The following is a 12,621-nucleotide window of genomic DNA, read 5'->3' on the forward strand; positions in this document are numbered from 1 at the left end:
CAAGTTGTCGATCACAATTTGACGGCGAAGCGGACCACGGAAAACGACGCCGATCACGAATCACCAGAGCAGGGAATCGACCCGGCGCAGGACCAGGCCGGCGAGTTCCGGGAGATCGGTGAGCGGGTCGGCGACGGCGACCGCACCGGCCGCGCCCGCCGCGGCCCGCACGGCGTCGTGGAACAGGCCCGGGGCCAGGAAGTAGGCGGCCACCGCCACCCGACCCGCCCCACCGGCCCGCAGCTTCGCCACCGCGACGTCGCCCGCCGGGGGCGCCGCCGAGGCGTACGACACGCGACAGGGGACGCCCAGCTCGGCGCCGAGGGCCGCCGCGACCCGGCCCACCGAGCCGCGTGCCCGGGGATCCCGGGTACCCGCCGCGGCCAGCACCAGCGCGTCGTACCCGCCGGGGGCCGCCTCGGCCAGCCGGCGGCGCAACCCGCCGAGCAGCGCGCCGTCCACCCGCCCGTCGGCCGGCCCGAGCACGTCGGTGACGCGTACGTCGATCGGCGGCCCGCCCGCCCCGGCCGCGGCGATCGCCGCCGGGATATCCACCTTCCGGTGGTACGCGGCGGTCAGCAGCAGCGGCACCAGCACCGCCCGAGGGTGACCGGCGACGGCGAGGCCCCGCAGCACGGCGGTCGGTCCGGGCTCGGTGTGGTCCAGCCAGCTCGGCAGCACCGTGGTGCCGGGGCGGACGGCCGCCACGGCCCGGGCCAGCGCCCGGGTCGCCTCGGCCGCCCGCGGGTCACGACTGCCGTGCGCGACCAGCACCACCGGTGGAGCGGCGGTCAGGTGTGCAGACCGCACTCGGTCTTCTCGAACATCGCCCACCGGCCCGCCCGCGAGTCCTCCCCCGCCTTCGTCCGGCGGGTGCAGGGCCAGCAGCCGATCGAGCCGTAGCCCCGGCCGAACAGTTCGTTGACCGGGATGTCGTGGCGGGCGACGTAGGCGTCCACGTCGCGCTGGGTCCAGGCGGCGATCGGGTTCACCTTGACCTTGCCGCGCCGCGCGTCGAAGGCCACCACGGGAGTGTTGGCCCGGGTCGGTGACTCGTCCCGGCGCAGCCCGGCGGCCCAGGCGTCGTACCCGGTCAGCGCCCGCTCCAGCGGCTCGACCTTGCGCAGCTGGCAGCAGTCGTCCGGGGACCTGCTGAACAGGCGGGGACCGTACTGGCCGTCCTGCTGCCCGACGGTCATCCGGGGCCGGATCGACCGCACGTTCACCGGCAGCCGGCGGGCCACCTCGTCGCGTACCCGGAGCGTCTCCGGGAAGTGCAGCCCGGTGTCCAGGAAGACCACGTCGACGCCCGGCGCGACCCGGGAGACCAGGTGGGCCAGCACGCCGTCGGCCATCGAACTGGTCACGCAGAACCGGTCGCCGAAGGTCTCGGCGGCCCAGCGGGCGATCTCCAGCGCGGGGGCGTTCGCCAGCTCCCGGGCGGCCTCCTCGGCCAACGCGCGCAACTCCTCCGGGTCGCGCCGCCCCGGGTCGGCGGCGGCCGGGCCGTCGACCCCGACCAGGCCCAGGCCGGCGGCGGAGGTCAGGCCGCTCATCGGGCCACCGCCCGGCCGAGCAGACCGGTGAACTTCACGGTGAAGACCCGCGCGCAGGCGTGGCACTCCCAGGCGCCGTGCCCGGCCTCGCTCGGCCGCAGGTCCTCCTCGCCGCAGTACGGGCAGTACAGCGGCGCGGATCGGGCATCACTCATCGGAGTTCCTCCTCGTCGACCCTGATCACCCAGTTGGCGAAGGTCTCGCCCTCGGTCCGGCCGGCCAGGTAACGGCGAGCCAGCCGTTCCACGTACTCGGGAAGTGCCTCGGCGGTGGTCTTCAGGCCACGCAGCTTGCGGCCGAAGCCGGCGGTCTGCCCCTGCGCCATGCCGAGACCGCCGCCCAGGTGCACCTGGAAGCCCTCCACCTGCCGGCCGTCCGGGCCGACCACCAGCTGGCCCTTGAGCCCGATGTCGGCGACCTGAGTGCGGGCGCAGGCGTTCGGGCAGCCGTTGAGGTGGATGGAGATGTCGGCGTCGAAGTCGCGCAGCCGCTCCTCCAGCCGGGCCACCAGCTCCTCGCCGCGGGCCTTGGTCTCGACGATGGCCAGCTTGCAGAACTCGATGCCGGTGCAGGCCATGGTGCCGCGCCGCCAGGCCGACGGCCGGGCCTCCAGGCCGATCCGGCGCAGCTCCGCCACCAGCGAGTCGGTCCGCTCCGGCGCCACGTCCAGCACCAGCAGCTTCTGGTACGGGGTGAGCCGCACCCGCCCGCTGCCGTGCGCCTCGACCACGTCGGCGAGCCGGGCGAGCTGCGGGCCGGAGACCCGACCCACCACCGGGGCGGCACCGACGTAGTTGCGGCCGTCACGCTGCGCGTACACGCCGATGTGGTCGACCGGCTTCGCCGGCAGCTCCGGTGCCGGGCCGTCGAGCAGCGTACGGCCCAGGTACTCCTTCTCCAGCACCTCGCGGAACTTCTCCACCCCCCAGTCTGCGACCAGGAACTTCAGCCGCGCCCGGTTACGCAGCCGGCGGTAGCCGTAGTCGCGGAAGATGCCGACCACGCCCGCCCAGACGTCCGGCACCTCGGCCAGCGGCACCCAGGCACCGAGGCGCTTGGCCAGCATCGGGTTGGTGGAGAGGCCGCCGCCCACCCAGAGGTCGAAGCCGGGGCCGTGCTCCGGGTGCTCCACCCCGAGGAAGGCGATGTCGTTCGCCTCGTACGGGGTGTCCACCAGCCAGGAGATCGAGGTCTTGAACTTGCGGGGCAGGTTGGAGAACCGCTTGTCACCGACGTACCGACGGACGATCTCGTCGATCGCCGGTGTCGGGTCGAGCAGTTCGTCCCGGGCCACCCCGGCGACCGGGCTGCCGAGCACGATCCGGGGGCAGTCGCCGCACGCCTCGGTGGTCTGCAGGCCGACCTCCTCCAGCCGGCGCCAGATCTCCGGCATGTCCTCGACCCGGATCCAGTGGAACTGGATGTTCTGCCGGTCGGTGATGTCGGCGGTGTCCCGGGCGAACTCCCGGGAGATGTCCGCGATGACCCGGAGCTGGGCCAGGCTGAGCTGGCCGCCGTCCACCCGGACCCGGAGCATGAAGAACTCGTCCTCCAGCTCGTGCGGCTCCAGCACGGCCGTGCGCCCGCCGTCGATGCCCGCCTTGCGCTGCGTGTAGAGCCCCCACCAGCGGAACCGGCCGCGCAGGTCCTGCGGATCGATCGAGGCGAAGCCCCGGTGGGCGTAGATGTTCTCGATCCGGGCGCGTACGTTCAGCGGGTCGTCGTCCTTTTTGATCCGCTCGTTGGCGTTGAGCGGCTCGCGGTGCCCGAGCGCCCACTGCCCCTCGCCCCGGGGACGGCGGGGCGCCCGGGCGGCGGGCGGGTTGTCGGACCGGGTGGGGGTGCTGCTGACCGCCATCGCGGCGTCCTCCGTTGTCTGCTGTGCCCGGGAGCGCGGACGCGGCGGCCGGCCCTGTTGGAGGGCCGCGGACGGCGATGTCGGAGACGGCCGGCGCGTGGGCGCGCCCGAGACAAATGGGTCGGGCGTCGTCAGTGGGCCGGACAGATCGCGCTGCGCACGCGGCCGTAATCGACGTGGCGGCGGGCCACGAAGCGGCGGACGACAGCGGCGGTCATGGGCTCATGCTCCCACACCGACAGGCTGCCGGCCAACGGCCGGAAGTGTGATCCCACATCACGGGCCATCACTTCACTCATCGACGGTGGTCCACCGCTTCGTCCCGTCCGGCCTGGTCCGCCCGCCAGGATCGGCGGACCGGCCCGCCGGACAGGTCCGCCGTGTGACGCTGCGGGTTGTGAAGGCAGCCTCAAACCCCGGACCGGCCCGGACGGCCGGCGTCCGCCGGGGCTGGCTGGTCTGGTCTCCGCCGGCGCTGCTCACGCTGGTTGTCACGCTGACCGGGATCGGCCACGCCCAGCCGTGGCGGGACGAGCTGGCGACCTGGAGCGCCGCCACCCGCCCGGTCGGCGACCTGGTCCGGCTCGCCGGCACCATCGACGCCGCGACCGGGCCGTACTACCTGCTGCTGCACGGCTGGATCGCGCTGGCCGGGACCTCGCCGGCCGCGCTACGGCTGCCGTCCGCGCTCGCCATGGCCGGGGCCGCCGCGCTCACCGCTCGGCTCGGCGACCGGCTGGCCGGTCCCCGGGCCGGGCTGCTGGCCGGGCTGCTCCTCGCCGTCCTTCCCGGCACCTCCCGGTACGGCCAGGAGGCCCGCCCGTACGCCCTCGCCGCGCTGCTCGCCGCGGCCGCCACCCTGCTGCTGGTCGAGGCGCTGCGCCGGCCGACGTGGCGACGCTGGACCGGGTACGCGATCGTCGCCACCGCCCTCGGGCTGACCCACCTGATCGCCGTGACCCTGCTGGCCGCGCACGGGCTCGTGGCGTTGCTCACCGCGTGGCGCGGCCCGGCGGTGGCCGGCCTCGGCGACCCGGGCTCAGCGGCGGACCGTCCCGCCGGGCCGGCGCCGCCCGGCAGCGTGGGCCGGGCCTCCCCGACCGGCGACCCGGCGACCGCCCCGGCGACCGGTCCGCGGAGGACGGGTGAGCGGCCGGTGGACGACCGGAGAACCACGCCGTCCGCCGGGCCGCCCTGGCGGTGGCTGGCCGCGATGCTGCCCGTCGTGTTGCTGGTCGCGCCGCTGGCGCTGGTGGCCCGGGGGCAGCGGTCCCGGCAGCTCGACTGGGTACGTCTGGCCCGGCCGGCCGACCTGGCGACGCTGCCCGGCGGGGCGGCGCAGAGCGCGGTGGTGGGCGGCGTGCTGGTCGGCCTCGCCGCGCTGGGGGCGGCCCGGCTCGGCCGGCGGGCGCTGCTGCCGGGTGCCGCCGTCCTGCTGCCGGTGCTGCTGCTCTTCGCCGCCGGCACGGCCGCGCCGCTGTGGGTGACCCGGTACCTGTTCTTCACCGTCCCGTTCGCCTGCCTGTTGGCCGGAACGGCGCTGGCCGGCGTACGTCTCGCGCCGGCGCTCGCCGTGCTGACCCTGGCCGGGGTGCTCGGCCTGCCCGACCAGGTGGCGCTCCGCCGTACGCACGAGTGGCCACGTACCGCCCCCGTCGACTACCGGGGCACGGCGCGGGTGATCGCCGAGTACGAGCGACCGGGCGACGCGATCGTGTACTCGCCCCGGGACAGTTGGCTCTTCCTCGACCTGGGGATGGCGTACCACCTGGGGTCGCGGCGGCCCCGTGACGTGCTGGTGGTCCGCGACCAGCGGCAGCGCGCGGACCTCTGGGCCGGCGAGTGCGCCCGGCCGGCCGAGTGCCTGGCCGGGGTGGACCGGGTCTGGTTGGTGGTCGCCGGCCGGCGGAGCGATCCGCTGACCGCCGTGCCCGGCGCGAAGGGCGAGGCCCTGCGGGACGGTTTCACCGTCCGCGAGGTCTGGCCCCGACCCGGCCTGACGGTCGCCCTCCTCACCCGCTGACAGCCGCACGCCGCACCCGGTCAAGATCCGCGCGCTTTCGGCGAAAGCGCGGCCTCAACGCGCCGGGAAGGCGCACTTTTCGGGAAGTTGCGCGGCTCTCTGGCGCGACGGGACGCGCGGGCGGGGCGGGTCAGGCGGTGAGGCGGTCGGTGGGGGTACGGGCGAGCGGGACGACCAGCACGGCCTCGGTGCCGCCCGCGGCGCCGTTGCGCAGCTCGATGGTGCCGCGCAGCTCGCCGGTGACCAGGGCCCGGACGATCTGGAGACCGAGGTTGCCGCCGCGTTCGGCGTCGAACTGCTCGGGCAGGCCGCGCCCGTTGTCCGCCACCGAGACGTGCAGCTGCTTGCGGAACCGGTGCGCGGAGACCACCACCTCGGGCCGTCCCGCGCCCTCCGGGCCGGCCGTGCCCTCCTCGCCGGTCGGCGGGAAGCCGTGCTCGACCGCGTTGAGCAGCAGCTCGTTGAGGACCATCACCAGGGAGGTGGCGATCTCGGCGGGCAGTACGCCGAAGCTGCCCTGCCGACGCATGCCCACCGTCACCTCGGTGGCCGCGACCTCGGTGGCCGCGCTGGCCACCCGGTCGACGATGCCGTCGAACTCGACCGCCTCGTCGCTGGACATGGAGAGCGTCTCGTGCACCAGCGCGATCGAGGCGACCCGGCGTACGGACTCCTCCAGGGCGACCCGGGCCTCCGGCATCGAGACCCGGCGGGCCTGGAGGCGGAGCAGCGCCGCGACCGTCTGGAGGTTGTTCTTCACCCGGTGGTGGATCTCCCGGATGGTGGCGTCCTTGGTGATCAGGGCGCGGTCGCGCCGACGTACCTCGGTGATGTCGCGGACCAGCACCAGCGCGCCGATCGGCACACCGGCCGGCATCAGCGGCAGCGCCCGGGTGAGCATGGTGGCGCCCCGGGCGTCGATCTCCCGCCGGGGTGGGGCCTCGCCGCGCAGCGCGGCCAGTACCGCGTTGCCCGCGTCGGTTCCTTCGAGCGGGTCGCTGGCCAGCCGGCGGTGCAGCTTGGCCAGGTCCTCCCCCACCAGATGCGAGGCGTAGCCCAGCCGCCGGTACGCGGACTGCGCGTTCGGGCTGGCGTAGGTGACCTTGCCGTTGGCGTCGAGCCGCACCAGGCCGTCGCCGACCCGGGGCGCCGAGGTGGTCTCGCCCGGGTGCCGGGGCGGCGGGAAGGTGCCGTCGGCGACCATCTGGGCCAGGTCGTCGGCCGTGGTCAGGTAGTTCAGTTCGAGTTGACTGGGCGTACGCGCGGTGGAGAGGTTGGTGTCCCGGCCGACCACCGCGATGACCTCGCCGGACTCCCCGTCGGCGGCGCGCAGCCGCACCGGGATCGCCTCGTGCCGGGCGGGCACGTCTCCGTACCAGACCGGGTCGCCCTCCCGCCAGATCCGGCCCTGCCGGTGGGCGACCTCCAGGTGCGCCACCTCCGGCCCGCCGACGATCCGGCCGACCTGGTCGTCGAGGTACGCGGTCGGCGCGGTCGTCGGGCGTACCTGGGCCACGCAGAGGAACGTGCCGTCGCCGTCCACCGGCACCCAGAGCAGCAGGTCGGCGAAGGACAGGTCGGAGAGGAGCTGCCAGTCCCCGGCGATCCGGTGCAGGTGGTCGATGTCGGCCGGCCGGAGCTGGGTGTGCTCCTCGGCGAGGTCACGGAGGGTGGACACGCTGAACAGGGTGCCACGCCGGGCGTCACATCGTCGCCGTGACCTTTTTCAAGCCGCGCGGCGAGTCCGGGTCCTCGCCCCGGGCCAGCGCCAGGGCGAGCGCGAGCCGCTGGAGCGGGAGGATGTCCAGCAGCGGGGCGTACCGCTCGTCGACCTCGGGGACGGCCATCCGGGCGGCCGCCCCGACGTCGGCGGAGCCGACCACCACCACGTCGGCGCGGCGCTCGCCGAGCCGGGGCAGCACCTCGCGCATCGACTGCCCGCCGGGGCCGGACCCGACCACGGCGAGCACCGGCACGTCCGGGTCGGTCATCGCGAGCGGGCCGTGCAGCAGGTCGGCGCCGGAGAAGGCGAGCGCCGGCAGGTACGAGGTCTCCATCAGCTTCAGCGCCGCCTCCCGGGCCGTCGGGTACGCGTATCCCCGGCCGGTGGTGACGAGCTGGGCGGCGAACCGGTAGCGCGGGGCGAGCTGCGCCGGGGTGTCGTCGGACAGGGTGCGTTCGGCCAACTCGGGCAGGCGGGCGAGGGCGGCCCGCTCGTCGGCGGGCAGCACGCCGTCGCCGGCGCGTACCCCCTCGACGAGCATCAGCAGCGCGAGCAGCTCGGCGGTGTACGTCTTGGTGGCGGCGACCGCCCGCTCGTGCCCGGCGGCGATGTCGACGCTCAGCTCGGCGGTGCCGACCAGCGGCGAGTCGGGGTTGTTGGTGACGGCGAGGGTGAGCGCGCCGGAGGCTCGGGCCACCCGCAGCACCTCGGCCAGGTCGGGCGACCCGCCGCTCTGGCTGACCCCGACCACGAGGGCGTCGGAGAGGTCGGGCCGGGCGCCGAAGACCGTGACGACGCTCGGCGAGGCGAGGCCGGCGGGAAGGCCGAGCCGGATCTCGGTCAGGTACGCCGCGTAGAGCGCCGCGTGGTCGGAGGTGCCCCGGGCGGTGAACACCACGTGGCGGGGCCGACGCTCGGCGATCACCGCCGCGACCCGGGCGATCGCCCCGGCCTGCTCGGCGGAGAGCAGGCGGTCGTAGCCGGCCGGCTGCTCGGCGATGTCGGCCGCCATCCCGGCTCCTGGACGCGTCACGAAGAGACCCCCTCCTGCGCGTTTGCCGCGCGATCGATGCTCAGTCTTGCACCTTTCAGCCGAAACAAGCAACGGAACGAACAGTTGTGCGCAGTGGATCACCATCCGGACGAGTGATCCCCTAGGCTTGCCCGGCCAGCCCACCACCGAGAGGACGACGTGCCCGAGGACGATCCCGCGCTCTCCGCGGTGGAGGAGCTGGCGCTGGCCCGGCTGGCGCTGGCCGAGGGGGATCTGCCGCACGCCGCCGGACACGTCGCCGCCGCCCTCGTCCAGGCCCCGACGCTGCCCGAGGTGCACGAGACCCTCGCCCGGGTGGCCGCGGCCAGCGGCGGTGACCTGGACCTCTTCCCGCTCGGCCACCACGCCTTCGTCGGCGCGGTGGTGGCCCGCGCCCACCTGCTCGCCGCCGCCGGGCGGCCCGCCGAGGGGCTCGACCTGCTGGCGGCGGCCACCGGCTACGCACCCGACGCCGACTGGGCCGGCGTGCCCTGGGTGACCGCCCCCGAGCTGCCCGAACGGCTCGAACCCGAGCGGACCGCCCGGATCCTCATGCAGCTCTGCGCGGCGGTGCCCGACCCGGTTCCGCGCCGGCTGCGCGAGCCGCTGCGGCCGTACCTCACGCTGGCCCGCAACGCGGTCACCGTGCACCCCGGCCACCCGCTGCTGCTGGGCGCGGCGTCCGCGCTGGCCCGACGCCTCGGCGAGGCCGCCGTCGCCGTCACCTGGGCCGCCCGAGGGGTACGCGCACAGCCCAGCAAGCTCGGCGAGGTCTGGCTCGGGTACGCGTACCGCAGCGCCGGCCGGATCCGGGAGGCCCTCGCCGCGCTCGGCCGGGCCGTCGCGCACGACCCCGACGACCTCGCGGTCTACGCCGACATCGCCGGCACCCTCGCCGATCACGGCCGGCTCGACGAGGCACTGGACTGGATCGACCGGGCCCTCGCCAAGGACCCCACGTTCGACTGCGCGGTGCACACCGCCCACCGGCTGCGCTTCCAGCGGGACGGGGACGTGGCCCACCTGGTGGCCCTGACCGACTTCGTCCGGGACCACCCGGACGACAGCCACGAGCACGGCGACCTGGCCGAGTGCTGCCGCGCCCGCCCCTGGCTCGGGCAGCTGACCCCGGCCGGCGGGCCGGTGCCGGACGCGCTGCGCCGGGCCGCCACCGCCGAGGGCAGGGCCCGGATCGCCGTACGCCTCGACTCGCTCGAACCGCCCAGCGCGATGCGTGCCGCGGCGGCCGTGCCGGGGCTGGACGTGGAGGTGGCCGCGATCGCCGACCCGGACCCACGGGAACCCCGGCGGCCCACCACCCGCCCCGTCTGGCGGTACGAGGGCACCACCGCGACGCCCACCCTGCCGGCGCCCTCGGCCGAGGCCGCGGAGCGGATCCGGCAGCTCGCCCACCCGGCCTGGCCCCACCCGCCGGCCGCGTACGACGCCGCGGTCGGGCTGGCCACGCTGGACCTGGCCGACCTGCTCGGCCTGCTGGTGCATCCCCCCGAGGCGCCGGACACCGCGCTCGGCCGGGTGCTCGCCGGCCAGGACCCGTCGCTCTGGGTACGCTGCGTGCAGGTCTGGGCGTGCCTGGGTCTGCTGCACCACCGCACCGACGAGCCGTGGGCCGAGTCCACCCGCCGCCGGGTGCTGCTTGAGCTGGTCTGGGACGTGGAGGACTGGATCACCGAGTCGGCGCTGTTCGCCCTGGTCACCGCCGCCTGGGTCGACCCCGCCGTACGCCCCGACGTGGCGGGGGTGCTGGCCGAGCGGCTCGCCGACGCGGCGACCGTGGCGCGGGAACGCCAAATGCCGATCGCGGCGTCGCTGGCCCACCTGGCGCTGGCCACCCCCGAGGTCGACCCGTCCACCCGCGAGCTGGCCCGCACGCTGATCGCCGCCGCGCCGGGCGAGCCTCGGCCGGGCACGCTGCACCGCCTCTGGCGCCGCCTCACCGTCCTCTTCCGCCGCCGCTGACCCGCCCGACCGCGCCTGGAGCCAGCCGCCCATCCGGCGCGATCAACTCGGTCGCGGCACCCCGCTTCCGCGGTCCGAAGCCGAAACGCGGCGCGGCCACGCCGTACCCCTGCTGGGTTCGGCGTGGCCGCGGAGTTTGCGGATCAGGCGGTGGGCGCGTTGCCGAGCGCGACCTCGGCCTGCTCCTCGCCGGTGGCGTCGGCGGGCGGGGCGTCGTTCGCCGAGCGGAGCGGGACCTCCTTGATGAACCAGGCGAGCACCGGCACCGCGACGGTGAAGAACACCGCCCAGACGAAGACGTGCGAGATGGCGTCGGAGAGGCCGCCGAGCACCAGCTCGCGCATCGGCCCGGTCAGCTGCTTGAGCTTCTCCAGGTCGGGCTGGCCACCACCGCCACCGCCGGCGAACGCGCCGCCGCCGGCCGAGCTGGCGAGCCGGTTGGCGAAGATCGCGCCGAAGAGCGACACGCCGAACGAACCACCGATCGAGCGGAAGAAGGTGGCCGCGCCGCTGGCCGCGCCGAGGTCCTTCTGCGCCACGCTGTTCTGCGCGATCAGCATCGAGGTCTGCATGAGGAAGCCCATGCCGACGCCGAGCACGATCATGTAGAGCGAGGACTCGGTCTTGCTGGTGTCGAGGTCCAGCAGGGTCAGCAGGCCCATGCCACCGGTCATCGCCACGCCGCCGATGATCGGGAAGGCCCGGTAGCGGCCGGTCTTGGTGATGGTGCGGCCGACGACCAGCGAGACCACCAGCATGCCGAACATCAGCGGGAGCAGCAGCAGGCCGCTGTTGGTGGCCGAGGCGCCCTGCACGGTCTGCTGGTAGAGCGGCAGGAAGCTCATCGAGCCGAACATCGCGAAGCCGAGCAGGAAACCGATCACCGAGATGAGGGCGAAGTTCCGGTTGGCGAAGAGCCCCAGCGGCAGGATCGGCTCGGCCGCCCGACGCTCCACGAAGCCGAAGATCACCAGGGCCACCGCGGCGAGGGCGGCGAGGCCGAGGATCTGCGGGGAGCTCCAGTCGTACTCGTTGCCGCCCCAGGTGGTGACCAGCACGATCGCGGTGATGCCGACGGAGAGCAACGCGGCGCCCAGCCAGTCGATCTTGTGCTCGGTGCGGTACTTCGGCAGGTGCATGGTGGTCGCCAGCACGAGCAGGGCGAGGCCGCCGAGCGGCAGGTTGACGTAGAACGCCCAGCGCCAGGAGAGGTGGTCGGTGATGAAGCCGCCGACCAGCGGACCGGCCACCATGGCGATGGCCATGATGCCGGCGATCATGCCCTGGTAGCGGCCCCGCTCCCGGGGCGGCACCAGGTCACCGATGATCGCCATCACGCCGACCATCAGGCCGCCGGCGCCGAGGCCCTGGACGGCCCGGAACGCGATCAGCTCGATCATGCCGTCGTGGACCCCGCCGAAAAGGCTGGAGCCGGACATGCCGCAGAGCGCGGAGCCGATCAGGAAGATGACCACCGAGGTCAGGAAGACGGCCTTGCGGCCGTAGAGGTCGCCGAGCTTGCCCCAGATCGGGGTCGAGACCGTGGTGCCCAGCACGTACGCGGTGACCACCCAGGTGAAGTGGCCGGCCCCGCCGAACTCGAAGACGATCCGCGGCAGCGCGGTGCTGACGATCATGTTGTCGAGCATCGCGAGCATCATCGCGATCATCAGGCCGAACAGGACGACCCGGACACCGGGTCGGGCTGCCGCCTGGGCTGGCTGCGTCATGGGTGAGCTCCCCCGAAGTGTGATCGACTTACTTGCCGCCCGGCTAGTTACCTTACTAGCCGTACGGTAAGCTGGCCGGAAGAATCGGTCAAGGAAGTTGGGTGGTGCACGCACGTGAGGGAGAGCACAGGCGGCACGCGGGAACGGATTCAGGCCGTCGCGCTGGAGCTCTTCACCGAGCAGGGGTACGAGAAGACCTCGCTCCGGGAGATCGCGGAACGGCTCGGGGTGACCAAGGCCGCCCTCTACTACCACTTCAAGAGCAAGGACGAGATCGTCAACAGCTTCGTCGAGGACCGGCTGCGCCGGATGGACGAGCTGATCGAGTGGGCCCATACCCAGCCCGCCACGCTGGCCACCCGCCGGACGCTGATCGGCCGGTACGCGGAGACGATGTTCGGCGGCGACCTGCCCTCCGTGATGCGCTTCTTCGAGCAGAACCAGACCGTGCTGAAGAGCCTCGCCGCCGGCAAGCAGATGCGGGAGCGGATGATGCGCCTCGCCAACGAGCTGTGCCGGGGCGACGACACGCCGGCCGCCCAGCTACGGGCCGCGTTGACCCTGTTCGCCGTGCACAGCAGCTGGTTCGCGGTCCGTGCCCCGCGCATCACCGACGACGAGCGCAAGAAGATCGCCCTTGAGGTGGCCGACGAACTGCTGGCGAAGATCGGCTCCGGCGGCTGAGCCGCCGACGTCCGGCCGCCACTGCGCGGGCGTT

At 74.3% G+C, this 12,621-nt stretch carries 11 protein-coding genes; 3 read left to right on the forward strand and 8 right to left on the reverse strand.

The features are described from left to right. Positions 1–60: 60 nt before the first annotated feature. The 5 genes from GA0070621_RS18925 to GA0070621_RS29605 form a co-directional block, all read right to left on the reverse strand. Positions 61–810: a sirohydrochlorin chelatase gene (locus tag GA0070621_RS18925; protein ID WP_167667059.1), complete on the reverse strand. Its 750-nt coding sequence runs from the start codon at positions 808–810 to the stop codon at positions 61–63. Beyond that, complete coding sequence (locus tag GA0070621_RS18930; RefSeq protein WP_091197726.1) at positions 792–1,556, reverse strand: phosphoadenylyl-sulfate reductase; 765 nt, start codon at positions 1,554–1,556, stop codon at positions 792–794. The genes GA0070621_RS18925 and GA0070621_RS18930 overlap by 19 nt, the downstream gene beginning before the upstream one ends. After that, positions 1,553–1,711, reverse strand: coding sequence for an IS1 family transposase (locus GA0070621_RS30075; protein ID WP_146231228.1), 159 nt, complete (start codon positions 1,709–1,711; stop codon positions 1,553–1,555). Before GA0070621_RS30075 ends, GA0070621_RS18930 begins: the two co-directional genes overlap by 4 nt. Next, positions 1,708–3,414: a nitrite/sulfite reductase gene (locus GA0070621_RS18935; RefSeq protein WP_091197728.1), complete on the reverse strand. Its 1,707-nt coding sequence runs from the start codon at positions 3,412–3,414 to the stop codon at positions 1,708–1,710. The genes GA0070621_RS30075 and GA0070621_RS18935 overlap by 4 nt, the downstream gene beginning before the upstream one ends. A 131-nt stretch (positions 3,415–3,545) precedes the next feature. After that, positions 3,546–3,713: a hypothetical protein gene (locus tag GA0070621_RS29605; protein WP_157740018.1), complete on the reverse strand. Its 168-nt coding sequence runs from the start codon at positions 3,711–3,713 to the stop codon at positions 3,546–3,548. Positions 3,714–3,811: 98 nt separating this feature from the next. Here GA0070621_RS29605 and GA0070621_RS18940 point away from each other — a divergent pair, with 98 nt between their 5' ends. Further along, a complete protein-coding gene (locus GA0070621_RS18940; RefSeq protein WP_091202613.1) occupies positions 3,812–5,437 on the forward strand; it encodes a glycosyltransferase family 39 protein in 1,626 nt (541 codons plus the stop codon). Between the two features lie 130 nt (positions 5,438–5,567). On the opposite strand, the gene GA0070621_RS18945 is transcribed toward GA0070621_RS18940, so the two are convergent. Both GA0070621_RS18945 and GA0070621_RS18950 read right to left on the reverse strand, forming a co-directional pair. Further along, on the reverse strand, positions 5,568–7,115 hold the full coding sequence (locus GA0070621_RS18945; protein WP_091197731.1) for a PAS domain-containing sensor histidine kinase: 1,548 nt from the start codon (positions 7,113–7,115) through the stop codon (positions 5,568–5,570). 25 nt (positions 7,116–7,140) lie between these two features. Continuing rightward, a complete protein-coding gene (locus tag GA0070621_RS18950) occupies positions 7,141–8,172 on the reverse strand; it encodes an SIS domain-containing protein (RefSeq protein WP_091197734.1) in 1,032 nt (343 codons plus the stop codon). Between the two features lie 180 nt (positions 8,173–8,352). Here GA0070621_RS18950 and GA0070621_RS18955 point away from each other — a divergent pair, with 180 nt between their 5' ends. Next, complete coding sequence (locus GA0070621_RS18955; protein WP_091197736.1) at positions 8,353–10,173, forward strand: tetratricopeptide repeat protein; 1,821 nt, start codon at positions 8,353–8,355, stop codon at positions 10,171–10,173. A 143-nt stretch (positions 10,174–10,316) separates the two neighbouring features. Here GA0070621_RS18955 and GA0070621_RS18960 read toward each other — a convergent pair whose 3' ends face one another. After that, positions 10,317–11,903: an MDR family MFS transporter gene (locus GA0070621_RS18960; protein ID WP_091197739.1), complete on the reverse strand. Its 1,587-nt coding sequence runs from the start codon at positions 11,901–11,903 to the stop codon at positions 10,317–10,319. A 114-nt stretch (positions 11,904–12,017) separates the two neighbouring features. Between GA0070621_RS18960 and GA0070621_RS18965 the strand changes: the two genes are divergently transcribed. Then, entirely contained in the window at positions 12,018–12,587 is a 570-nt protein-coding gene (locus GA0070621_RS18965; RefSeq protein WP_091197741.1) for a TetR/AcrR family transcriptional regulator, read from the forward strand. The last annotated feature ends 34 nt before the right edge of the window (positions 12,588–12,621 follow it).

Origin of the sequence: Micromonospora narathiwatensis (assembly GCF_900089605.1) — a bacterium.
GTDB lineage: Bacteria > Actinomycetota > Actinomycetes > Mycobacteriales > Micromonosporaceae > Micromonospora > Micromonospora narathiwatensis.

Bases quoted from the DNA above. Each gene is read 5' to 3' on its own strand.
- GA0070621_RS18960 (WP_091197739.1), bottom strand. From the start codon at position 11,903: ATGACGCAGCCAGCCCAGGCGGCAGCCCGACCCGGTGTCCGGGTCGTC.
- GA0070621_RS18950 (WP_091197734.1), bottom strand. From the start codon at position 8,172: ATGGCGGCCGACATCGCCGAGCAGCCGGCCGGCTACGACCGCCTGCTC.
- GA0070621_RS30075 (WP_146231228.1), bottom strand. From the start codon at position 1,711: ATGAGTGATGCCCGATCCGCGCCGCTGTACTGCCCGTACTGCGGCGAG.
- GA0070621_RS18935 (WP_091197728.1), bottom strand. From the start codon at position 3,414: ATGGCGGTCAGCAGCACCCCCACCCGGTCCGACAACCCGCCCGCCGCC.
- GA0070621_RS29605 (WP_157740018.1), bottom strand. From the start codon at position 3,713: ATGAGTGAAGTGATGGCCCGTGATGTGGGATCACACTTCCGGCCGTTG.
- GA0070621_RS18930 (WP_091197726.1), bottom strand. From the start codon at position 1,556: ATGAGCGGCCTGACCTCCGCCGCCGGCCTGGGCCTGGTCGGGGTCGAC.